The 22,323-nt window shown below is 73.5% G+C and carries 21 protein-coding genes; 15 read left to right on the top strand and 6 right to left on the bottom strand.

Annotation, left to right across the window (positions count from 1 at the left end; all coding sequences use genetic code 11):
• Positions 1-211: 211 nt before the first annotated feature.
• The 6 genes from ACFVHI_RS34285 (at position 212) to ACFVHI_RS34260 (ending at position 6,790) form a co-directional block, all read left to right on the top strand.
• Positions 212-991, top strand: coding sequence for a hypothetical protein (locus ACFVHI_RS34285; protein WP_079135393.1), 780 nt, complete (start codon positions 212-214; stop codon positions 989-991).
• A gap of 1 nt (position 992) precedes the next feature.
• Positions 993-2,828 carry an asparagine synthase (glutamine-hydrolyzing) gene (asnB, locus tag ACFVHI_RS34280; protein WP_380345810.1) on the top strand — a complete coding sequence of 612 codons (1,836 nt, stop codon included), beginning with the start codon at positions 993-995 and terminating at the stop codon, positions 2,826-2,828.
• Positions 2,825-3,355 (top strand): flavin reductase family protein, encoded by a 531-nt coding sequence (locus ACFVHI_RS34275; protein ID WP_380345808.1) that lies wholly within the window; start codon positions 2,825-2,827, stop codon positions 3,353-3,355. Before asnB (ACFVHI_RS34280) ends, ACFVHI_RS34275 begins: the two co-directional genes overlap by 4 nt.
• A gap of 27 nt (positions 3,356-3,382) precedes the next feature.
• Positions 3,383-4,960: a 4-hydroxyphenylacetate 3-hydroxylase family protein gene (locus ACFVHI_RS34270; protein ID WP_380345806.1), complete on the top strand. Its 1,578-nt coding sequence runs from the start codon at positions 3,383-3,385 to the stop codon at positions 4,958-4,960.
• A complete protein-coding gene (locus tag ACFVHI_RS34265; RefSeq protein WP_380345804.1) occupies positions 4,957-5,799 on the top strand; it encodes a class I SAM-dependent methyltransferase in 843 nt (280 codons plus the stop codon). The genes ACFVHI_RS34270 and ACFVHI_RS34265 overlap by 4 nt, the downstream gene beginning before the upstream one ends.
• A 112-nt stretch (positions 5,800-5,911) precedes the next feature.
• Entirely contained in the window at positions 5,912-6,790 is an 879-nt protein-coding gene (locus tag ACFVHI_RS34260; protein ID WP_244293271.1) for a helix-turn-helix domain-containing protein, read from the top strand.
• Positions 6,791-6,832: 42 nt separating this feature from the next.
• On the opposite strand, the gene ACFVHI_RS34255 is transcribed toward ACFVHI_RS34260, so the two are convergent.
• Complete coding sequence (locus ACFVHI_RS34255; RefSeq protein WP_380345802.1) at positions 6,833-8,086, bottom strand: MFS transporter; 1,254 nt, start codon at positions 8,084-8,086, stop codon at positions 6,833-6,835.
• 317 nt (positions 8,087-8,403) lie between these two features.
• Between ACFVHI_RS34255 and ACFVHI_RS34250 the strand changes: the two genes are divergently transcribed.
• Positions 8,404-9,282, top strand: a complete 879-nt coding sequence (locus ACFVHI_RS34250) for an alpha/beta fold hydrolase (RefSeq protein WP_380345800.1) — start codon at positions 8,404-8,406, stop codon at positions 9,280-9,282.
• Positions 9,283-9,305: 23 nt separating this feature from the next.
• Here the strand turns inward: ACFVHI_RS34250 and ACFVHI_RS34245 are convergent, their stop codons facing one another.
• The gene (locus ACFVHI_RS34245) at positions 9,306-10,445 is read right to left on the bottom strand and encodes a hypothetical protein (RefSeq protein WP_380345798.1); all 1,140 of its coding nucleotides are present in this window, start codon (positions 10,443-10,445) and stop codon (positions 9,306-9,308) included.
• Positions 10,446-10,999: 554 nt separating this feature from the next.
• Here ACFVHI_RS34245 and ACFVHI_RS34240 point away from each other — a divergent pair.
• Together ACFVHI_RS34240 and ACFVHI_RS34235 are read left to right on the top strand one after the other, a co-directional pair.
• Positions 11,000-11,377 carry a hypothetical protein gene (locus tag ACFVHI_RS34240; protein WP_063346348.1) on the top strand — a complete coding sequence of 126 codons (378 nt, stop codon included), beginning with the start codon at positions 11,000-11,002 and terminating at the stop codon, positions 11,375-11,377.
• Between the two features lie 151 nt (positions 11,378-11,528).
• Positions 11,529-11,756: a DUF6059 family protein gene (locus ACFVHI_RS34235; protein ID WP_063346347.1), complete on the top strand. Its 228-nt coding sequence runs from the start codon at positions 11,529-11,531 to the stop codon at positions 11,754-11,756.
• Positions 11,757-11,775: 19 nt separating this feature from the next.
• On the opposite strand, the gene ACFVHI_RS34230 is transcribed toward ACFVHI_RS34235, so the two are convergent.
• Positions 11,776-13,113, bottom strand: coding sequence for a cation:proton antiporter (locus ACFVHI_RS34230; protein ID WP_063346346.1), 1,338 nt, complete (start codon positions 13,111-13,113; stop codon positions 11,776-11,778).
• Between the two features lie 96 nt (positions 13,114-13,209).
• Complete coding sequence (locus ACFVHI_RS34225; RefSeq protein WP_063346345.1) at positions 13,210-14,454, bottom strand: FAD-dependent monooxygenase; 1,245 nt, start codon at positions 14,452-14,454, stop codon at positions 13,210-13,212.
• A 174-nt stretch (positions 14,455-14,628) separates the two neighbouring features.
• Between ACFVHI_RS34225 and ACFVHI_RS34220 the strand changes: the two genes are divergently transcribed.
• The 4 genes from ACFVHI_RS34220 to asnB (ACFVHI_RS34205) all read left to right on the top strand — a co-directional run bounded on the left by ACFVHI_RS34220 (position 14,629) and on the right by asnB (ACFVHI_RS34205) (position 19,294).
• On the top strand, positions 14,629-15,909 hold the full coding sequence (locus ACFVHI_RS34220) for a beta-ketoacyl-[acyl-carrier-protein] synthase family protein (RefSeq protein WP_279634872.1): 1,281 nt from the start codon (positions 14,629-14,631) through the stop codon (positions 15,907-15,909).
• On the top strand, positions 15,906-17,114 hold the full coding sequence (locus ACFVHI_RS34215) for a ketosynthase chain-length factor (protein ID WP_380345794.1): 1,209 nt from the start codon (positions 15,906-15,908) through the stop codon (positions 17,112-17,114). The genes ACFVHI_RS34220 and ACFVHI_RS34215 overlap by 4 nt, the downstream gene beginning before the upstream one ends.
• Before the next feature lie 93 nt (positions 17,115-17,207).
• Positions 17,208-17,462, top strand: coding sequence for an acyl carrier protein (locus ACFVHI_RS34210; RefSeq protein ID WP_063346342.1), 255 nt, complete (start codon positions 17,208-17,210; stop codon positions 17,460-17,462).
• A gap of 2 nt (positions 17,463-17,464) precedes the next feature.
• Positions 17,465-19,294, top strand: coding sequence for an asparagine synthase (glutamine-hydrolyzing) (gene asnB, locus ACFVHI_RS34205; protein ID WP_063346341.1), 1,830 nt, complete (start codon positions 17,465-17,467; stop codon positions 19,292-19,294).
• Here the strand turns inward: asnB (ACFVHI_RS34205) and ACFVHI_RS34200 are convergent.
• Entirely contained in the window at positions 19,278-19,775 is a 498-nt protein-coding gene (locus ACFVHI_RS34200) for a MarR family winged helix-turn-helix transcriptional regulator (protein ID WP_063346340.1), read from the bottom strand. The genes asnB (ACFVHI_RS34205) and ACFVHI_RS34200 overlap by 17 nt on opposite strands.
• A gap of 176 nt (positions 19,776-19,951) precedes the next feature.
• On the opposite strand from ACFVHI_RS34200, the gene tcr3 reads away from it, so the two are divergent.
• Positions 19,952-21,484 (top strand): tetracycline efflux MFS transporter Tcr3, encoded by a 1,533-nt coding sequence (tcr3, locus tag ACFVHI_RS34195; RefSeq protein WP_380345791.1) that lies wholly within the window; start codon positions 19,952-19,954, stop codon positions 21,482-21,484.
• A 133-nt stretch (positions 21,485-21,617) separates the two neighbouring features.
• Positions 21,618-22,193 carry a flavin reductase CtcQ gene (ctcQ, locus tag ACFVHI_RS34190; protein ID WP_159398342.1) on the top strand — a complete coding sequence of 192 codons (576 nt, stop codon included), beginning with the start codon at positions 21,618-21,620 and terminating at the stop codon, positions 22,191-22,193.
• Here ctcQ and ACFVHI_RS34185 read toward each other — a convergent pair.
• A partial coding sequence (locus ACFVHI_RS34185) for a hypothetical protein (RefSeq protein ID WP_380345788.1) occupies positions 22,127-22,323 on the bottom strand: 197 nt, incomplete at its 5' end. The genes ctcQ and ACFVHI_RS34185 overlap by 67 nt on opposite strands.

The raw sequence follows: 22,323 nt of genomic DNA, 5'->3' as shown, positions 1-22,323 counted from the left end.
CCCCGCAGCACGCGGGGCCCGCCCTCCGTCGTGTTCCGGCCGCCTCCCGCAGGTGACCTTCGGAGCATGCGCGAGGCGACGATCGGCGCCCTGAGCGGCGCCGTTCGGGGCTACCGGGGCGCCCGGCCAGCTCCGTAGCGTGGCGGGAAACGACCACCACACGACGGTCCGAAGGATCGTCCAGCCGAAGGGAGATGGCCCGATGGGGGGTGTGTCCGACAGGACCGGCGGTCCGACCGGTTCCACCGGTGCGGCGGGTGCCGACGCCGGCCCGCGCACGGCGGTGCTGGCCGCCGCGAGCCACCGGAGCCCCGGCGCGGAGCAGCCGAGGTCCCCGTACCGCGCGATGTCGGACGCCGAGCGGTCGGCGCTCTGGCGCCAGCGGCTGCACGAGGCCGAGGCGGGCCTGACGCGGTACCTAGTGTCGCGCGGGAACGGGCTGCACCTGACCGACTGGTTCGTGCTGCAGTCCGAGCTCTTCGCCGACCTCCCCGCGCCGGACGCCCCGGCCCCGGAGTGGCAGCGGGTGTTCTTCCGCGACCAGGCGCTGATGGAACGTTTCCTCGTGCGCCGCTACGGCGAGGAGGGGCTGGGGGACTGGGCGCGGTCCAATGCCGAGGTGCACCGCGAGGTCGAACCCGACCACGGCCGGGGCGCCGCCGACCCGATCCACCGGATCGCCCGGCAGGCCGAACTGTACGGCTCGGAGTACGAGTTCGACGACGAGGAGCCGCCCGGCGCCGAGCACGCGGCGCTCACCATCACGCACTGTGCGATCTGGGACTACCGCGAGAAGGCCCGCCGCTCGGGCGTCCAGCTGACCCTCGCCTCGCCCTGCACCTACTGCACCGAGGCGCTGTCCGCCAACATCCGCGCCAAGGGCTACCGGCCCGCGCACCGCCTGACCAACGGCCCGACCGGCCACGGCTGCCGCTGGGAGTCGAGCGCCGCAGCCGGGCCCGCCGCCAACGATGAACCGGGGGAGTCCTGAGATGTGCGGTGTCACCGGCTGGATCGACTGGGACACCGACCTGCGCCACCAGGCGCGGACGGTCCGGGAGATGACCGCCACCCTGGCCTGCCGCGGCCCGGACGCGGACGGCGTCTGGCTCTCCCGGCACGCCGCGTTCGGCCACCGCCGGCTGTCCGTGATCGACCTGGACGGCGGGGCCCAGCCGCTCGCCGACCGCCCGGGGCCCGACGCCGGCGCCGTCCTCTGCTACAACGGGGAGCTCTACAACCACCGCGAGCTGCGCGCGCAGCTGGAGGCCCTCGGGCACGTCTTCCGGACCCGCTCCGACACCGAGGTGGTCCTGCGGGCCCACCTCCAGTGGGGCAAGGACGCGCCGACCAGGTTCAACGGCATCTTCGCCTACGCCCTGTGGGACGCCGCGCGCGAGGAACTGCTGCTGGTCCGCGACCACCTCGGCATCAAGCCGCTGTACTGGCACGCCCACGCCACCGGGGTGCTGTTCGGCTCCGAGCCCAAGGCGGTGCTCGCGAACCCGCTGTTCCGCGCCGAACTGGACACCGAGGGCATCGCCGAGCTGTTCGCGCTGCCCGCCGCGCCGAGCGCCGGCCACGGCCTGTTCCGCGGGCTGCACGAAGTCCGGCCCGGCCACCTGGTGGTCGTCGGCCGCGGCGCCACCCGCGAACTCCGCTACTGGCGGCTGGAGTCGGCCGAGCACCGGGACGACGCCGCGACCACCCGCGGCACCGTCCGGGACCTGCTCGCCGACGCCGTCGAGCGGCAGCTGATCAGCGACGTTCCGCTGTGCACCCTGCTCTCCGGCGGCGTCGACTCCAGCGCCGTCACCGCGCTGGCCGCGGCCGCCCGCGAGCGGGCCGGCCACGGGAAGATCGCCAGCTTCTCGGTCGACTTCCCCGGCAGCACCGACCGCACCCCGGACGCCTGGCGGACCACCCTCGACGCCCCGTACGTGCAGGCCGCCGCCGAGCACATCGGCACCCTGCACACCACCGTCCTGGTGCCCGACGACGACCTGCTGGACGCCCGCGACGCCGTCCTGCGCGCCCGGGACCGGCCCGGCTGGGGCGAGATGGACGCCTCGCTGCACCTGCTCTTCCGCGAGGTGCGGCGGCGTTCCACGGTCGCACTCTCCGGCGAGGCCGCGGACGAGATCTTCGGCGGCTACCCGTACTTCCACGACGCGCAGGCCGTCGCCGCGCCGACCTTCCCGTGGCTGCACGGCAAGGCCACGCCCGCGGACCTGCTGCGTCCGGACGTCCGCGCCGAGGTGCGCCCCGAGGAGTACACCGCCGCCGCCTACCACCGCTCGCTCGGCGAGGTGTCGCGCCTGCCCGGCGAGTCGGCCGCCGACGCGCGGATCCGCGAGGTCTTCCACCTCGCGCTCACCCGCTGGCTCCCCCCGCTGCTGGACCGGGTGGACCGGGTGTCGATGTCGGTCGGCCTGGAGGTGCGGGTGCCGTTCTGCGACCACCGCCTGGTGGAGTACCTGTGGAACGTCCCGTGGGCGCTCAAGGCGCCGGACGGGCGGGCCAAGGGCCTGTTCCGGGACGCCGTCCGGGACCTCCTCCCGCCGCAGGTCGCCGACCGGCCCAAGAGCGGCTACCCCTCCACCCCGGCCGTCCGCTACACCGAGGTGCTGACCGCCCGGGCGCACGAGCTGCTGGCCGACCCGAACGCGCCGGTCTTCGAGCTGGTGGACCGCGAGCTGGTCCGCCGGCTGCTCGCCGAGGGCCGCCCGCTGCCCAGCCCGCGCACCGCGCCGAACCCGGTCGGCGGCCTCGACCACCTGGTCCAGGTCGACGAGTGGCTGCGCGCCTACCGGGTGGGGCTGCGATGAGCGGCCCCGCGGCGGCCGTGACCACGGCGAAGGCCACCGAGGAGGCCTTCCGGGCCGCCTCCCGCGGCTGGACCACCGGGGTCGCGGTGGTCACCACCCGCGCGGACGAGGAGGTCTTCGCCAAGACGGTCTCCTCCTTCAGCACCCTCTCCCTCGACCCGCTGCTGGTCACCGTCGCGGTCAGCCGCCACAGCCCGCTCGTGGCCGCGGCCCGCGCCGCCGGACGGTTCGGCCTCTCGGTCCTGACGGACGGCCAGTCGGCGGTGGCCCGGCGCTTCGCCACCCCCGGGGCCGGGCGCGCGCTCGGCGGCTTCACCGTGGTGCCGATGCGCACGGCCGTCACCGGTGCCCCGCTCGTCGACGACGCCCTGGCCTGGTTCGACTGCCGGCTGCACGGCACCCTGCCCGGCGGCGACCACACCATCCTGGTCGGCCGGGTCGCCGCCGCGGACCGCGGCGACGGCGACCCGCTGCTCTACCACGACGGCCGGTACCGCGTGATCGACCCGAAACCCTTGAACCCTTGAACCCTTGACATCAAACGGAGTTGGCGCATGACACTGCTGGGCACCATCACCGGCCGCGGCGCACCCGCCACCGCCCGCGGCCTGCTGACCGGCGACCGGTACCGGGCCGAACTGGACGACGGCCGCGAGCTCTACCTCGACGGCAAGCGCATCGCGAACCCCGCCGAGCACCCCGCGTTCCGCCCGGCCGTGGACGAACTGGCCCGCCTGATCGACCTCCAGCACGACCCGGCCCACCGCGACCTGCTCACCTGGGAGGACCCGGACAGCGGCCTGCGGCTGGCCCGCGCCTACCAGCCCCCGCGCACCCTGGAGGACCTGCGGCTCCAGCGCCGCAGCGCCGAGCTGTGGCACGCCGAGGCACTCGGACAGCAGGGCCGCTCACCCGCCTTCATGGCCTCGATCGCCGTCGGCGTCTACGACTTCCGGCACCGGCTGGCCGGCGCCGACCCGCGCTTCGGCGCCAACGCCGAGGCGTGGTACCGGCATTGCGCGAGCAACGACCTGGTCCTCTCGCACGCCCTCGGCGACCCGCAGATCGATCGCTCCGCCAACCCGCTGGACGACCCGGACCTCGCCCTGCGCGTCGTGGAGGAGAACGACCGGGGCATCGTGGTACGCGGCGCCAAGCAGCTCACCACGCTCGCCCCGATCGCCCACGAGGTGCTGGTCTACCTCTCGGCGTCGTTCACCGAGGGCCGCGGCGAGCAGTTCGTGACCTGGTTCGCCCTGCCGCTCAACACCCCCGGCCTGATCACCCTCGCCCGCGAACCGCTCGGCAGCGCCTCCTGGGGGCACGCACACCCGCTCGGCGCGCGGTTCGACGAGCAGGACGCGATGCTCTTCTTCGACGACGTCCTGGTGCCCTGGGACCGCGTCTTCCTGCTGCGCGACGCGAACCTGGCACGCACCGGCCTCGGCCGGATCAACGCCTGGAGCGCCTACGTCGGCCACATCCGCTACCGCGAGCGGCTGCGGACCCTGCTGGCCAGCGCAACCCTGGTCGCCGAGTCGATCGGCGTGGACGGCTTCCGCAACATCCAGGAGGACCTGGGCCGCCTCGCCGGGTACGCCGAACTGACCGAGTACTTCCTCGACGCCGCCGAGGCGCGCGGCGGCCTCACCGACGGCGGACTGTTCGCCCCCGGCGACACAGCGGCCTCCCGGGTCTGGTCGGCCGAGGTGGCCGGCAGCGCGGTCGAGATCGTCCGCAAGATCGGCGCCTCCGGACTGCTCATCCAGCCCACCGCCGGCGACCTCGCCAACCCCCGGCTGCGCCCGCACCTGGACCGCTACATGCGCGGCCGGGACATCGACGCCGAACGCAAGGCCCGGCTCTTCCGGATCGCCTGGGAGCTGACCGGCGACGGCTTCGGCCAGCGCCAGGACCTCTACGAGTACGTGCACCGGGGCGACCTGGCCCGCAACCGGATCAACCTCTTCAAGCGCTACGACCAGAGCGCCGCCCGCGAGCGGCTGCTGAAGCTGGTCGACCAGGGCGTCGCGGAGCAGCCCGCCGTCGTGGAGCCGTCCGCCGCGGAGCAGCCAGCTACCAACCAGCCGTCCACCGCACAGCCGTCCACCGTGGAGGAGAACCAGCCGTGAGCACGTCCGCCGTCGAGATCCAGGCCCGCACCCTCGCGGGGTACGCCGACGCCAGCCGGCTGCGCCAGGTCCAGGACCGTGACTGGGTGCTCGACCAGGTCACCGGAGCCCCCGAATCCCTGATCGACCTCGGCAGCGGGATCGGCCAGCTGCTCCAGGAGGCCCTGGAGCGCTTCCCCTCCCTGCGGCGCGCCGTCGGCCTGGAACGCTCCGAGCACCGCATCGCCGAGGCCGCCGCCCGGCTCCAGCCCTACGGCGAGCGGGTCGCCCTGCACCGGGCCGACCTCACCGTGCCCGAGCCGCTGCCGTTCCGGGCCGACCTGATCACCCAGACCTCGGTGCTGCACTGGCTGTACCCGGACGAGGAGCGGATCTTCGCCTGGGCCGCCGCCCACCTCGCCCCCGGCGGCCGCTTCCTGCTCACCACCTACCACCCGGCCCGGGACGAGCGCGGCCTCGGCGGTGAGGACGAGCTGGTCCGCGACGCCCTGGTCACCCTCGGCACCCCGTACGACGAGGTGCCCGGCCTCCTGGAACGCGCCGGGGTGCTGCCGATCGCGACCCGGACCAGGACCGTCGACGAACTCGCGGCGGTGGTGGGCCCGCACCTCGCGGTGGCCGGCCACCTGGAGCGCGACGCCGTGGTCACCGTCGACGGCGCCGCCCAGTACGAGCACTTCCACGCCGCCACCTTCGGGGACTACTACAGCCGCGCGGTGCCGGCGCAGCAGCGGCCCGCCTTCTTCCGTGCCGTCGGCGAGAGCGCCTGGCGCCGGCAGCAGGAGCGCGGCCACGTCAGCCACATGCCCGTCCGGCTGTGGCAGCTGACGTCTCGTTAACAACATGTGTAGCCCGCCGCTCACCCCTGGGGTGAGCGGCGGGCTGCGTCTACGCTGGTGGCAGCCCACACCCCCGCATTCGACGGCACCGACCAGGGCCGAGGAGCCAACCGTGTCAACTCCCCCCGCAGGCAGGGAACTCGGCGCCTTCCTGCGCGCCCATCGCGAGCTCCTCAAGCCCTCCGACGTCGGCCTCACCGCCACCACCCGGCGCCGCACCCCCGGTCTGCGCCGCGAGGAGGTCGCCTCCCTCTCCGGCGTCGGCCTGGCCTGGTACACCTGGGTCGAGCAGGGGCGGGTCACCGCCTCCCGGCAGGTGCTGGAGGCGATCGCCCGGGTGCTGCGGCTGGACGCGGCCGGGCTGCGGCACGCCATGCGCCTGGCCGGCTACCACGAGCCGACGGCGGCCGCCGCCTCGGAGGACGGTGCCGACCGGCTCGCCGAGGCCATCCGGCCGGTCCTGGACTCCTGGCCCACCAGCCCGGCCGTCCTGCTCGACCGGCACTTCGACCTGCTCGGCTGGAACGCCGCCTGGGTCGCGCTCTGGGGCTCGCCCGAGTTCGTCCCCGCGGACCGGCGCAACCTGATGTGGGTGATGGCCGCCGACCACCGGGTGCGGGCCGTGTTCCGCGACTGGGAACCGCTCGCGATGAACGTCTTCCAGCAGTTCCGGGCGCAGGCCGGCCCCGCCCTGGCCGACCCCCGCACCGGCGAGGTCTACCGGCACCTGGACGAGGACGCGCCCGAGTTCCGGCACTGGTGGGGCTGCCACTCGGTGGCGGAGCTGACCGTCCGCACCGTCACCGTCGAGCCGGCCGGGCTCGGACCGGTCCGGCTGACGCTGTCGTCCTTCCACCCGGTGGACGACCCGACCGCGACGGTGCTGCTGTTCACCCCGCACGGCGCCGCCGACCGGGCGCGGATGACCGAACTCGTCGATCATCCGTTGCGCGCGGTCGGCGGCGTGGAGGGGGAGCGCCGGGTCGGCTGAGCCGCCGGCCCTGCCGGGCATCCCGGCCGTTCCGGCGGGGCCTCAGGTGCCCGACGCGGTGGACCGGCGCAGGCCGAGGCTGACCGCCAGCGCGCCCAGGGCGGCCACCAGCGCGAGCCCGGTGCCGATCAGCAGGGTGCCGTCCGCGACGTTGCCGAAGGTGCCGATCGCCCAGGCGCCGAGGCCGGTGCCCGCGTACATGGTCGAGGTCAGCCACGCGCTGGAGGTCGCCCGCAGCTCCGGGGCGATGGTGCCGGCCAGCGTCTGCTGGTCCGTCACGAAGCCTCCGGAGGCCAGGAACCACACCACCACGCCGGCCAGGGCCAGGACCAGGCCGGGCCCCTTGGCCGCCAGCGCGACGCCCGCCGCCAGCAGCACGCCCCACAGCGGCAGCATCGGCAGGTCGGAGCGCCCGGCGGTCCTGGCCCGGTCCCCGAGCCGGCCGCCCAGCAGCGAGCCGACCAGGCTGCCCGCACCGACCAGCACGCCCACCAGGCCCAGGGCCTGCACCGACAGGTCGAAACGCTGCACCAGCACCGCGCCGAGGAAGGTGTAGGCGCCCAGGTTGGCCGTGTTGAACACCGTGTTGACCAGCAGGGCGCGCCGCAGCGTCGGGTCGGCCCAGCCCGCCAGGATCGCCCGGACCGCCCCCACCTGCGGCGCGGCCGCCTGCGCCGAACGGTGCTGGACCTGGCTCAGCAGCAGCGGCACGGCCGCCGCGGTGCCGATGGTCAGCGCCCAGAACGCCGACCGCCAACCGGCCAGTCCGGCGAGGAAGCCGCCGAGCGGCACGCCGATCACCTGGCCGCAGGAGAACAGCGCCATGCCCAGGCCGAGGGCCCGCCCGCGTACCGCCTCCGGTGCGGTCTCGGCGATGTGCGCCCAGATCGCCGGCCCGGCCGCGGCCGCCGCCAGCCCGGCCACCGCGCGGGAGACGACCAGCAGCGTCAGCCCGGTGGAGAGGGCGGCCGCCGCGTTGGACACGACGAACAGCAGGGTGCCCGCCACCAGGGTGCGGCGGCGGCCGAACCGGTCGCTCAGCAGCCCGAGGAAGGGCGCCGCGACGGCGTACACCAGCACGTAGGCGGTGACGCTGGAGGCGGCGGCCGCCTCGGTGGTGTGCACCGAGTCCGCGATGGTCGGCAGCAGTGGCGACACCAGGAAGGTCTCCGTGCCGAACAGGAACAGCAGGAGGAACACTCCCGCGTAGCGCCACCGTTCGAAGGCCTGGGCCGGCGCCAGGGGCGGGACGTCCTCGGCCTGTTCGGGCCGGGGCGGGTCGGAGATGCTGCTCACAGCGATCACCACCTTGTCGTGCGAGGGAGCGGCCGGGCCTTCGGACGGCAGGCGGAAGCGGCCGCGACGGGAGGGCAGGAGTCCGATGCGGCCATCCTGCGGACGGCCCTCGCGGCCAGCCAGACAGGCGGTCATCCTGTGACCCCAGGTCACAGGCTGTCGCCCTGGTCCGGCCGGTGGCACGGCGGCCGACCACTGACCGACCCCGCCGCCGCCCGCCGCCTCGCAGGTCGGCCGAGGGTGGTCGCGATCACCGGGGAAGTGAGGTTAGGCTAACCAAACTTGATGGCTGGTCGAGGGTGAGGGCGGTGCCGGGGATGCACAGTCAGGGTGAGCCGGGGCGGGCGCGGACACGGGACGGCCGGGAGCTGTTCTACCTGCGGCGGCCGGGGCCCGGCGGCGAGGGCGTGCCGACGGTCGTGCTGGAAGGCGGGCTCGCCTCCAGCCGCTCGTACTGGGCGCCGGTGCAGCTCCGGCTGGACGGGGTCGCGGCGACGGTGGCGTACGACCGCAGCGGGCTCGGCCGCAGCGCGCCGGACCCGGCGCCGCGCCCGCTGCGCCGCCTCGCCGAGGACCTCAACGACCTGCTCGACCACCTCGACCACCTCGGCGGCCTCGGCCCCGGGCCGTTCGTCCTGGTCGGGCACAGCTGGGGCGGGCCGATCGTCCGGATCGCCGCTGCGGCCCGCCCCGAGCGGATCGCGGGCCTGGTGCTGGCCGACCCGACGGACGAGTCCTGCGACCTGGTGTTCGCGCCCTCGGTGCGCCGCCAGGAGCGGATCGGGCAGGCGGTCAGCATGCTGCTGGCCCGCACCGGCCTGCTGGCCCGGGCCTTCCGCCCGATGCTCGACGCCCTGCCGGCGGACGCCGCGGCCGAGATGCGCGAGGAGGGCTTCACCGTCTCCACCATCCGCACCCGGGGATCCGAACTCGGCTCAGTGGTGGCGGACTTGACCGCCATGAAGGAGAACCCGCCGGCCCTGGGCGGCATCCCGCTCACGGTGGTCTCGGCCGTGCGGACCTCGACCGGCATGGGCCCGAAGGTCCGGGAGGCCGTGAACGCCTCCCATGCTTACCGCGTCGGCCGGGCCGATGCCGGCCGCCACGTGCTGGCGGCCGACGCCGACCACATGGTGCCGACCAGCGACCCCGACACCCTGGCGCGCGAGATCCGGCGGATCGTCGAAGGTCGGTAGCCTGCCTAGAACTTGACTGCTCGTCAGTTGTTGATGATCTCCAGGCTGGCGACGGTGCCCGGAACGCCGCCGGGGTAGGTGTTGCCGCCGAGGTAGAAGGTGTGGCCGTCCGGGGCGAGTGCCAGGCCGGTGGCGAGTTCCACCTTCTGCGGGTTCACCGTCTCGGCGGGGACGAGCACGTGGGCCTCGGTGTCGTAGGAGAGGATCACGCTGTCGTAGTGGTAGCCGGGAGGGGTGGGTCCGCCCGGGGCGACGAAGACGGTCGACTTGGAGATGAAGTACAGGCGGCTCCCGTCCGGGCTGACGACCGGGTAGCGGAGGTCGGTGTTGCCCGGTGCGAAGTGGAAGTTCTCGGTGACGGTATCGGTCTCGGTGTCGACGAGGTAGTCGCTCTCGTAGCCGCCGAGGCCGTACAGCGTGCTGCCGTCGGGGCTGAGCACCGCGCCGCCGGAGGCGCCGTGTCCGGTGGTGAGGGTGCGGACGGTGGTGAGCGAGGTGGGCGTGGCGGCCAGGTGGACCAGGCCGGCTCCGGTGGTGACGTACAGGTCCTGGCCGTTGGGGCGCAGGACGATCGAACCGACGCTGAAGTCGGTGACGCCGACGGAGGCGGTGAAGGTACCGGTGGCGGTCGAGTACGCGAGGACCCGGGCGGGCTGGAAGCCCCAGCGCTGCCGTGGCCCGTTCTGGGCCAGGTAGACGCCGGCGCCGTCCGGGCTGACCACGAGGGAGCTCGGTGAGCCGTCCACGTACCCGTCGGGGTGCGGCTGGACCGGGAGCAGGACGTCGGCGGCCACCGTGTCGCTGTCGGTGTCGATGGTGACCAGGTGCTGCGCCCCCACGGTCGCGTACAGCCGCGTGCCGTCGGGGCTCATCGCCAGCGCGCCGACGAAGGAGTTCGCGTCGGTGGAAAGGGTGAGTCGGGCGGTGATCCCGCCGGTCCGGGTGTCGACGACCTTGACCGCGGGCGTGCCGCGGGGGTCGTCGGTCACCCCGACGTAGGCCTTCGTGCCGTCCGGGGTGACGGCGGTCGTCGGGTACGCGTACCCCACCGGGACGACCTGGGGGGCCGTGGTGGTGGCGGGCTGTGCGGTGGCGACCCCGGTTCCGGTGGTCAGCAGCAGGCCGACCGATGCCGCGGTGCCCAGCCAACGGGCCCTTGCCATGAGCGACTTCACGAAATCCTCCCCTGTGACACACGATGCGTCCGCATCGGCGGGAGCCAGAGTATGGGGCGGGGAAGGCGAGTTGGGCGCCGATGACGCAGTCGACGATTCGGCGTAGACGCCATGGCGCCCATGCCTACGGCACATGACGGGGCGCGTGACGGGGCATACGGCGGGCGCGACGCTGCCCGGATCGCCGCCGCTCAGCGCATGACGCGGCCCCGCTCAGCGCGTGAGCCCCGCTCAGCGCACGAGGCGGCCCCGGTGCCGGGGAATCCGTGCACCGGGGCCGCCTCGTCGTGCCGTCGTGCCGTCGTCCGGCGGCCCGCGGTGGCGACGTGTGGCCGTCCGTGCGTACGGAACGCGTCAAGATGTCCGGCGGCGGCAACCGGGTGGGCCGGAACGACCGTCCATGCCATCAGAAGCACTGATCGATCGTCAGGGTAGCCCGGCCGTCGGGCCGGACTGCCCCTGGCGCGGCATCGTCGTAGGGCGACGTCCGGCAGGCGCCGTCCGAGTCCGCGTCCGACCGACCACCACATGGGGGAACGCTCATGACACAGCTGCTCATCGAAGAGAACTTCCAGCACCTCGACGGCCAGGACGTGGAGTCGCTGATCGAGGCCCTCGCTGAGTTCGGTCTGAACGCGGAGCCCACCCAGCCCCGCACGGGGACCCGAAACGGCGAGTGGGCGCTCGTCCTGCACTGGCTCGGGGACGACATCGGGCCGATCACCGAGGACGCCGTGACGACGGCGCTCGTCATGGCGGTGACAGAGGTGCTGGGCCGGGCGCACTCGGCCGGGCCCGGCGGGACCAGCGTGCGGCGCCGCACGCTGCCGGTCCGCATCGACATCCGCGGACGTACGGGAGAGCTGATCACGTCCGTTGCGGTGCCGGGTGCGAAGGCGGCGCCGTCGGCTGCGTCGTGATGGCACGGCAGGGCCGCGGTGGCCGGGCGGCGTGCCGCAGCCGGCCCCGTCGCCTCCCGCGGCTGAAGCGCGGTGGCGGTCGGCTGGAGGTGGCCGACCCGCTCGAACGCTGCTGTACGGGCGCTCCGAGGCGGCCCGCCATCCTCGGCGGATGCGCTGCTCACTGCTCGGTTCCTGCCTGCGCTCGCTGCTGCGAGGCCTGATCGCCCTCGGGCAGCTGTCGGGGTACGCCCCGCCGGTCGCGCCGCCGCCTCCCGCTGGTCCCGGGCCGGGCCACCCGGAGCGGCTCCGCCCCGACCTGCCGCTCAGCGACGTCGAGAGGGAGCTGCGCAGGCAGCTGCGCGACATCTCCGGTGGACCGGTGCCGCGCGACTTCTGACCCCTTCGGGGCCGGACGGTCAGGAGTTGCTGGACACCGCCTCGGGGGCGGCCGAGCGGGCGCGGAGCGATGGTGATGGCGTGCCCCGCGGGGCGACGCGTCGCAGCAGCGGCCCGGTCATCAGGGTCGTGACGAGGGCCATGACCACCATCGCGCTGAACATCCGGGTGTCGATGACGCCGAGCCGGTGGCCCACGTTCAGGATGACGAGCTCGGTGAGGCCTCGGGCGTTGAGCAGGATGCCGAGGGCGGCCGCCTCCCGCCTGGTCGAGCCGGTGAGCCGGGCAGCGGCGGCGGCACCGGCGAACTTGCCGACGCAGGCCGTTACCAGCACCGCGGCCACGATGACCAGGCCGTGCCACCCGATGCCGGTCAGGTCGACGGCCAGCCCCGTGACCGTGAAGAAGGCCGGCAGCAGCAGGAGGCCGGCCTGCTCGATGCGCTCCGGGACCTCGGGCGCGAGGGCGTCGATCCGGTCGCGGGGCACCGCCGCGCCGAACATGAAGGCGCCGAAGACGGCGTCCAGGCCGATCTCGCCGGTGACCCAGGCGGAGAGCAGTGTCCCGGTGACGAGGACGGCGTGGATCCACGGTCCGCCGACGGCGCGGCGCCGCTCCGGCGCCAGCAGCCAGCCGAGGGCGGGGCGGACGACGCAACCGAGGACGAGCACGACGACGACCGTGTTCAGCGCCAACCGTCCGAGCGCCCAAGGGCTCTGGGCGTTCACCACGGCCACTACCACGGCCAGCGCACACCACGCGAGGAAGTCCTGCAGGGCGGCGCAGGCGAGCGATAGGGTGCCGAGTGGATCCTGGTGCATCCCGCGTTCGGCGATGATCCGGGCGAGGACGGGGAAGGCCGTGATGGACATCGCCGTCCCCAGGAACAGGGCCGGGCCCAGCCAGCCGGTGGTTCTCAACTGGGAGGCGTCGAACCAGGGTTGGAGCAGCACCGCGAGGCCCAGGCCGAGCGCGAAGGGCAGTGCGACGGAGCTGAGCGACACCGCCGTCACCCGGCGCCCGGCGCCCCGTAGATGGGCGGTGTCGAACCGGTACCCCACGATGAACATGAAGAAGACCAGGCCGAGTTGGGAGAGCACCCGCAGATGGGGCTGGACCTCGGGGGGGAACAGGACGGCGTCCAACCGTCCCGGGAGCAGACCGATCAGGCTGGGCCCGAGGGCGACCCCGCCGACGATCTCACCCATGACGGCGGGCTGGCGCAGCCGGACGGCCAGTCTCCCGCAGACGAACGCGGTGCCGAGGATGACGGCCAGGGCGACGAGCACACCGCCCGCCGTCGCCGCCTCGGTCGGCCCGGCGGCCGACAGTTGATGCGGATCGATCAGTGGAGTCATCACGCTCTACCTCTTCGCTCGGTGCCCCGGTGAGGGCGGCTGCCAGGCCGGTACGGGAAATGGGGTGACGTACCGGGAGGGGGGGGAGGGCGCCGGTCACCGCCCGGTGGAGCCGAGCAGATCGGTCCGCAGCCGGACGGGCGAGGTGCCGAAGGCGATCCGGCGCAGCATCGCGCCGTAGAGCGGGGTCCTGGACACCAGAGCCGCCGTCCGCGGGCGGATCGCCGAGGAGAGGCGCCCGGTGGAGAGCATCATCCGGCTCTGGATCCGCTGGATCCGGGTGATCCGGTCCACCTCGGGCCTGCGCAGCGCTGTGTACCGGTCGAGCCGGGCCGCGCCGGCGTCGGCGCTGCGCACCGCCTCGACCAGGACGGGGTGAGCCGCGACGGCGTCCCGAATGGCGAGGTTGATGCCCTGCGCGCCGATCGGGCTGTGGGTGTGGGCGCTGTCGCCGATCAGCACCAGCCCGTCGCGCACCCACTCCTCGGCGCTGCCGGAGAAGACGTCGAGCAGGGACAGGTCCCCGAAGCCGGTGATCTCCTCACGGATGCGCTCGGCGTACTCCGGTGCGGCGTGGCACAGTTGCTCGATGATGTGGTCGGCTCCCCGGTCGGCCAGCCGACGGAAGCCGCCGTGTGGGAGCGTCCAGCCGAGCTGGAGCGAGTCGGGCACCGAGGAGTAGCTCAGGACCGGATTGCCGCCGGCCCGGAAGACCCGGACGTCCCGCGTGTGCCCGGTGCTCCGCTGCGGCGCTCCGCTCAGCCGGAACCAGAGGACGTCCTGGCTGAACAGCTCCTGGCGCCGGTAGCCGATGCCGGCGAGGGTGCGGATCTTCGAGAAGCGGCCGTCCGCCGCGACCACGCACCGCGCCCGGATCACCTGCTCGCCCGCGCCGCCGGGCCCGGCGGCGACCGCCCCGCGGACGACGCCGCCCTCCTCCACCAGCCCGCTCGCCCTGGTGCCCGCCAGGTAGCGGAAGCCGTCGTGCCGTGCGCAGGCGGCCAGCAGCTCGGCCAGCAGGTGGCGTTGTGGCAGGCTCAGCAGGCAGTTGTACGGTCCGGGCAGCCGTCGGTAGTCACCGTTGATGAGGATCCGGCCGCGCTCCTCCAGCAGGAAGCGTTGGTGCTCGACGGCGCCGTGCGCCCGCGCCGGGCGGAGGACGCCCAGCTCGTCCAGCAGTGCCTGGCCGCCGGGCTGGAGGATCTCGCCGCGGTACGTCCGGTCCAGCGAGCGGCTGCGTTCCAGCAGGGTGACCCGCACGCCGGAGCGGACCAGGAGCAGGGCGAGCGTCAGCCCGGCGGGGCCGCCGCCGACCACGCAGATGTCGGTGTCGATGTCCATGCGACCAGAGGCTAGGCAGCACTCCTCAACGCCGGTTCGCGCGGCGGGCCGCGCGGCAGGTGGACGGCGGCTCGAATCCGCCGCGAGGGCGGGAGCCGACGATCGGTGCCGGCGGATTTCTTCTCACGGACAGGAGGCGATCGGGTATGTCGGATGCGGAGCGGGGGAGCAGCGGTGTCAGGTGAGGACGGGCGGCGCCGCGTGGTGGTGACCGGGATGGGGGTGGTGGCCCCCGGCGAGGTCGGCACCAAGGCGTTCTGGGAGTTGCTGACCGCGGGCCGGACGGCGACCCGGACGATCTCGACGTTCGACCCGTCGCCGTTCAGGTCCCGGGTGGCCGCCGAGTGTGATTTCGATCCGGTGGCCAGTGGTCTGACCCAACGTCAGATCCGGCAATGGGACCGCACCGCGCAGTTCGCCATGGTGGCGGCGCGCGAGGCACTGGCCGACTCCGGGGTGTCGGGGTCGAACGATCCACTCCGCACCGGGGTGATGGCCGGGACGGCGTGCGGGATGACGATCAGCCTCGACCGCGAGTTCGCCGTGGTCAGCGACGAGGGCCGGCGGCAGCTGGTCGACGACGCCCACGGTGTGCCCTATCTGTACGACTACTTCGTGCCGTCCTCGATGGCGACCGAACTGGCCTGGCTGGTGGAGGCCGAGGGGCCGGTGGGCGTGGTCTCGACCGGGTGCACCTCCGGTATCGACGTGATCGCCCACGCCTGCGACCTGATCCGTGACGGTGAGGCGGACGTGATGCTGGCCGGTGCGTCGGACGCGGCGATCTCTCCGATCACGGTGGCCTGCTTCGACGCGATCAAGGCGACCTCGCCGCGCAACGACGAGCCGGAGAGCGCCTCGCGGCCGTTCGACCTGACCCGCAACGGCTTCGCCCTCGGCGAGGGCGCGGCGATGTTCGTCCTGGAGGAGCGCGAGCACGCGCGCCGACGCGGCGCGCACGTCTACGCCGAGGTCACGGGGTACGCCGGGCGCTGCAACTCCTACAGCATGACGGGGCTGCGGCTGGACGGGAACGAGATGGCGGAGGCGATTCGGGTCGCGCTCGACCGGAGCCGGATGAATCCCGAGGACATCGCGTACGTCAACGCGCACGGCTCGGCCACCAAGCAGAACGACCGGCACGAGACGGCCGCGTTCAAACGGAGCCTCGGCGAGCACGCCTACCGGGTGCCGGTCAGCTCGATCAAGTCGATGATCGGGCACTCGCTGGGCGCGGTCTGTGCCCTGGAGTTCGCCGCCAGCGCGCTGGCGATCGAGCACTCGGTGGTTCCGCCGACGGCCAATCTGCACGTGCCCGATCCCGAGTGCGATCTGGACTACGTGCCGCTGGTGGCCAGGGAGCAGCGGGTGTCCACGGTGCTCAGCGTGGCCAGTGGTTTCGGTGGCTTCCAGAGCGCGATCGTGCTGGCCGAGCCGGAATGGAGCGGGGCATGACGAAGGTCGTGGTGACCGGTATCGGCGTGGTGGCGCCGAACGGCTGGGGTGTGGAGGAGTACTGGGAGGCCACGCTGGCCGGCCGTTCGGGCCTCGGCCCGGTGACCCGCTTCGACTCGGCCGGCTACCGGGCGCACGTGGCCGGTGAGGTGAACTTCCGGCCGGAGGACCATCTGCCGAGCAGGCTGCTGCCCCAGACCGACCACATGACCAGGCTGGCGCTGGTGGCGGCGGAGGAGGCCCTGGCCGACGCGGGGGCGGACCCGGCGACGATGCCGGACTTCGCCGCCGGGGTGGTCACGGCCGCCTCCGCCGGCGGGTTCGAGTTCGGGCAGCGGGAGCTGACGGCGCTGTGGAGCAAGGGCCCGGCATACGTCAGCGCGTACCAGTCCTTCGCCTGGTTCTACCCGGTCAACACCGGGCAGATCTCGATCCGGCACGGCATGCGGGGCCCCGGCTCGGCGCTGGTGGCCGAGCAGGCGGGCGGGTTGGACGCACTGGCCAAGGCGCGGCGGCACGTCCGGGAGGGCACCGCGTTGATGCTGGCGGGCGGGGTGGACGGCTCGCTCTGCCCGTGGTCGTGGCTCTGCCTCACCCGCAGCGGCACGGTGAGCCCGGAACGGGACCCACGGCGGGCCTTCCTGCCGTTCGACGCCGACGCGTCGGGCGGGGTGCCGGGGGAGGGCGGTGCGCTGCTCGTCCTGGAGGATTCCGAGCGGGCGGCCGGGCGCGGGCAGCGCCGCCACTACGGGGAGGTGGCCGGCTACTCGGCCACCTTCGACCCGCGCCCTGGTTCCGGGCGTCCGCCCGGGCTGCGGCGGGCGATCGAGGCGGCGCTGGCCGACGCCGGGGCCGGCCCGTCCGACATCGACGTGGTCTTCGCCGACGCCAGCGGGGTGGCCGAGCGGGACCGGGCGGAGGCCGAGGTGCTGAGCGCGGTGTTCGGACCGCGCGGGGTGCCGGTGACGGCGCCCAAGACGATGACCGGCCGGCTGCTCGCCGGGGGTGCCCCGCTGGACGTGGCCGCGGCGCTGCTGGCCATGCGGGACTCGGTGATCCCGCCCTCCGTCCACCTCGGACGGCCCGCCTTCGGTGAGCTGGACCTGGTGGGGGACCGGCCGAGGCCGTCCCGGCTGGGGAGCGCGCTGGTACTCGCCCGTGGGCACGGCGGGTTCAACAGCGCGCTGGTGCTGACGGGTTGCTGACCGACCGCTGACCGACTTCCGACCGACTGCGGGCGAGCCGCGGAAGCGGCCGCCGAAGAACCGACCGACGATCGACCGAACTGAGGAAACGCCATGGCAGAGTTCACCCTTGACGATCTGATCACCACGCTGCGCGAGGCCGCGGGCGTCGACGAGGGCGTCGACCTCGACGACGTCCTGGACGTGCCCTTCGAGGCCCTGGGCTACGACTCGCTGGCGCTGTTCAACACCGTCAACATGATCGAGCGGGACCGGAGCATCGCGCTGCCGGACGACGTCGTGGTCGAGGCCAGGACCCCGCGGCAGCTGCTGGCCGCGGTCAACCTGAGCCTGACCCAGGTGGGTTGAGCGTGTGCGGCATCGTTGGGGCGGTCGACTTCGACGCCTCCCCCGAGCAGCGCCGTGATCTGCTGCAGGCGATGACGGACACCATGGCCTGCCGAGGGCCGGACGCCGAGGGGCTCTGGTTCGGCCCGTGGGTCGGCTTCGGCCACCGCCGGCTGGCGGTGATCGACCCGGCGCACGGGCAGCAGCCGATGACCGCCCGGCACCGGGGCCGCGGCGCGGCGATCACGTTCGCCGGCGAGGTCTACAACTTCCGTGAGTTGCGTGCCGAGTTGATCGCGCTCGGCCACCGGTTCCGGACGGCGTGCGACACCGAGGTGGTGCTCCGCGGCTACCTCCAGTGGGGTGCCGCGCTGGTGGACCGGCTCAACGGCATGTACGCCTTCGGCATCTGGGACGAGCAGGCCGAGGAACTGCTGCTGGTCCGCGACCGGATGGGCGTCAAACCGCTGTACTACTACCCGACGGACACGGGCGTGCTGTTCGGCTCGGAGCCGAAGGCCGTCCTCGCCGACCGCGCGGTGCCGCGCAGGGTCGGCGCGGAGGGGCTGTGCGAGGCGCTGGACATGGTCAAGACGCCCGAGGCGGCCGTCTTCTCCGGGATGCGCGAGGTCCGGCCCGGCCAACTCGTCCGGGTCGGGCGCACCGGGGTGCGCCGGCACACCTACTGGCGGCTGGAGGCCCGTGAGCACACCGACGACCTGTCCGCGACCATCGGGACGGTGCGGGAGCTGCTGTCCGACACGGTCGCGCGCCAGCTGGTATCGGACGTGCCGCTGGGCTGCCTGCTCTCCGGAGGCCTCGACTCCTCGGCGGTGACGGCGCTGGCGGCCCGGTCGGGGCCGGTGCGCTCGTTCTCGGTGGACTTCCGGGGCGCGGCGGACGGCTTCGCCCCGGACGCGGTGCGCCAGGCGCCGGACGCGCCGTTCGTCCGCGACCTGGCCCGGCACGTGGGTGCGGAACACCGCGAAGTCCTGCTGGACAGCGGCGATCTGACGGATCCGGCGGTGCGCGCCGCGGTGCTGCGGGCCACCGACCTGCCGCCCGCGTACTGGGGTGACATGTGGCCCTCGCTGTACCTGTTCTTCCGGGCGGTGAAGCGGGAGTGCACGGTGGCGCTGTCCGGCGAGGCCGCGGACGAACTGTTCGGCGGCTACCGCTGGTTCCACAACCCGCTGGCCCTGCGCGCCACCACCTTCCCCTGGCTCACCTCGGGTTCGGCACGCTACTTCGGCGGCCGCTCGCTGTTCCAGCAGGGACTGCTGGACAAGCTCGACCTCGACGGCTACCGGGCCGCGCGGTACTCGGAGGCGCTCGCCGAAGTGCCGGTGCTGCCGGGGGAGTCCGCCGATGACCGTCGGATGCGCGAGATCACCTATCTCAACCTGACCCGGTTCGTGCAGACCCTGCTCGACCGCAAGGACCGGATGAGCATGGCGGTGGGCCTGGAGGTTCGGGTGCCGTTCTGCGACCACCGGTTGGTGGAGTACGTCTTCAACGTGCCGTGGGCGATGAAGTCCTTCGACGGCCGGGAGAAGAGCCTGCTGCGCGCGGCCGTCGCCGACCTGTTGCCGCGGTCGGTGGTCGAGCGGGTCAAGACCCCGTACCCGGCCACCCAGGACCCGGGCTACGAGGCCGTGCTGCGCGCCGAACTCGCCCGGCTGCTGCGCGACGCGGACGCCCCGGTCCTGCCGCTGCTGGACCTCGGGCGGGCGCGGGCGGTCGTCGACCGGCCGCTGGGCGCGGTGAGCCGCCCGTACGACCGGGGGAGCCTGGAGCTGGTGCTCTGGCTCAACTCCTGGCTCACGGAGTACGAGGTCACGTTGGACCTGTGAGATCCGCGGTGCCACTGTCGCCCGCGACCGACGGGGGCAGTTCGTCGGCCAGCGCCGCCCGAAGGCCACGCAGCACTCGCAGCGTGGCCTTCAGGTCGTCCGGGTCCAGTGGCGAGGCCAGGTGTTCCAGCCAGCGCCGCTCGGCCGGCTCCAGCAGGGCGAGTGCGTCGGCGCCCTTCGCGGTCAGCGAGACCAGCGGTGCGCGCCGGTCCGCCGGGTTGGGGCTGGTGGTGGCGAGGCCGTCCTCGACCAGTTTGACCACGGTCTGCTGGACGGCCTGGCGGCGCAGCCCGCGCTCCCGCGCGAGGTGCGCGGCGCTGTGCGGACCGTCTGCCAGCAGGCCGAGGACCTGCCATCGCGCGGAGGTCAGCCCGAACCGGCCGGACAGCCCGTCGCCCGCGCGCAGCAGGGCGCCGTTGACGGCGAACAACTCGGTGGTGATCTCGCTCAAGGTATCTGCCACGGGGGAGAGGTCGGTCATGACGGAAGCCTAATCGCAGCACGCTCGCGCGATTTCGACAAGAGCTTGTCATTTGCTCGAGGTGGGCACTACCCTCAAATTGACAAGAGCTTGTCGATTTTGTGTGTCGGGCCCGGGTTGTGCGGTCGTCCGGCACCGCACGGCGGGCCGACCGAAACCGCATGGAGAAACAGGACATGGCAAACCTCGCCTCGCAGACCGACGAGGCCGTCGCGGACGACGCCGGCCCGGCCGGCTTCACCCACCGCCAGATCATCACGGCCCTCACCGGACTGCTGCTGGCAGTCCTGCTCGCCGCACTCGACCAGACCATCGTCTCGACCGCGCTGCGCACGATCGGCGACCAGCTGCACGGGCAGACCGTCCAGGCCTGGGTCATCACCGGCTACCTGGTCAGCTCCACGATCGCGATGCCGTTCTACGGCAAGCTCTCCGACATCTACGGCCGCAAGCCGCTCTACCTGGCGGCGATCGTGGTCTTCATCGTCGGGTCGGCGGCCTGCTCGCTGGCGAACTCGATGGAGACGCTCGCCGTCGCCCGCGTGGTCCAGGGACTCGGCGGCGCCGGGCTGATGTCGCTGCCCACGGCCGTCATCGCCGACCTCGCCCCGGTGCGGGAGCGCGGCCGGTACTTCTCCTACCTGATGATGGCGTGGGTCGCGGCCAGCGTGCTCGGCCCGCTGGTCGGCGGGCTGTTCGCGGGCGCCGGCGAGATCCTGGGGGTGACCGGCTGGCGCTGGGCCTTCCTGATCAACGTGCCGCTCGGGCTGGTTGCGCTGCTGAGCGTGCGCAAGGCACTCAACCTGCCGCACCAGCGGGTGAACCACCCGATCGACTACCGGGGCGCCGTCACCCTCGCGCTCTGGCTGGTGCCGCTGCTGGTCGTCGCCGAGGAGGGCCTCGACTGGGGCTGGGGTTCGGGCCGTTCGCTGGTGCTGTACGCCGTCGCCGCGCTCGGCCTGGTGCTGTTCGTCCTGGCGGAGCGGGCCCGGGGCCTGGAGGCGATGGTCCCGCTGCGGCTGTTCAAGCGGGGCGGGATCACCCTGGCCACCGCAGTCAACTTCACCATCGGTGTCGGCATCTTCGGTACGGTCTCCACCCTGCCGCTCTACCTCCAGCTGGTGCAGGGCCGCACCGCCACCGTGGCCGGGCTGGTGATCATCCCGCTGATGACGGGCGCGATCATCTCCCAGATGGTCTGCGCGAAGATCATCAAGAAGACGAACCGGTTCAAGAAGCCCGCCATCGTCGGGCTCGGTTCGATGGCCGGCTCGCTGCTGGGGCTCTCCACGGCCGGCGCCGACACCCCGCTGTGGGTGGTGGTGGTGCTCACGGCGTGGCTCGGCCTGGGCATCGGGCTCTCCCAGACGGTCATCACCCTGGCCATCCAGAGCGCGGCGCCCCAGTCCGAGCTGGGCGTGGCCAACGCCGCCTCCGGCCTGTTCCGTCAGCTCGGCGGCACGGCGGGCGCCGCGGTCTTCATGTCGGTGCTGTTCGGCGTCGCGGCCGGCCGGATCGGCGGTGACCTGAACGGTGACGAGGCGGTGCGCCAGGCGCTCTCGGACCCCGCCACGAGCGGTGGCCTCGCGGCCCGCACGATCGACGCCTTCGCCGCCGGCTTCCAGACGATGTTCCTGGTCGGCGGCCTGATCCTGGCGGTCGGCTTCGTGCTCACCTTCCTGCTGCGGGAGCTGCGCGACGAGGAGTGACCGCGCGTCCGAGGCAACCCGCGTACCCCTGGTCCCGCTCCCGGGCCAGGGGTACGCGGCGTACCCGACGGCGACTCGAACGCGCCCGACGAGCATGGGGACACCGCACCGGACTGCCGAGAGTGGAGACCCCATGCCCACCATGCCCCTACCCCTGCCCGAGGACCTCGCCGGCGACTGCGTCGACGGCCCGACCTTCCTGTCCATCATGGGCGCGCTGCCCACCGGAGTGACCGTGGTGACCACCCTGGGTGCCGACGGCGAGCCGTACGGGTTGACCTGCTCCGCGGCGTGCAGCGTCTCCAAGACGCCGCCGCTGCTGCTGGTCTGCATCCATCGGGAGAGCCGGGTGCTGCGGGCCGTGCTGGACCGCGGCGAGTTCGTGGTGAACGTGCTGCGCGGTGGTGGTGAGGACACCTCCGCGCTGTTCGCCTCGGCCAGTGGCGACCGCTTCAGCGGCGTCCGCTGGGAGCCCAGCCGGCTCGGTGGCCTGCCCACCGTGCCGCTGGACGCCGTCGCGCACGCCGAGTGCCGGGTCGCCGCGGCCCTCGACGCCGGCGACCACACGATCGTGATCGGTGCCGTCGTGGACGGTGCCGCCCGGCCGGAGGTGCCCAGCCCGCTGATGTACTGGCGCCGCTCCTACGCCTGCTGGCCGGTCGAGGAGGACCCGAGGACCGTCGCGCTGACCCTGGCGGCCGAGGGCTGAGCGGCGCGCCGACGACGGAAGGGGCCGCGCCCGGGGATCCCGGGGATGCGGAACTGGCTGGTGAGGTTCGGGTCCGGCTCCTCGCCGTCCTCGTGGAACATGAACCCGAAGTTGCTCTTCTGCCCGTGCG

Origin of the sequence: Kitasatospora sp. NPDC127121, from assembly GCF_042677305.1 — a bacterium.
Taxonomy (GTDB): domain Bacteria; phylum Actinomycetota; class Actinomycetes; order Streptomycetales; family Streptomycetaceae; genus Kitasatospora.
Note: the sequence above shows the minus strand (reverse complement) of the source record. Positions and strands in the feature narration are given on the sequence as shown.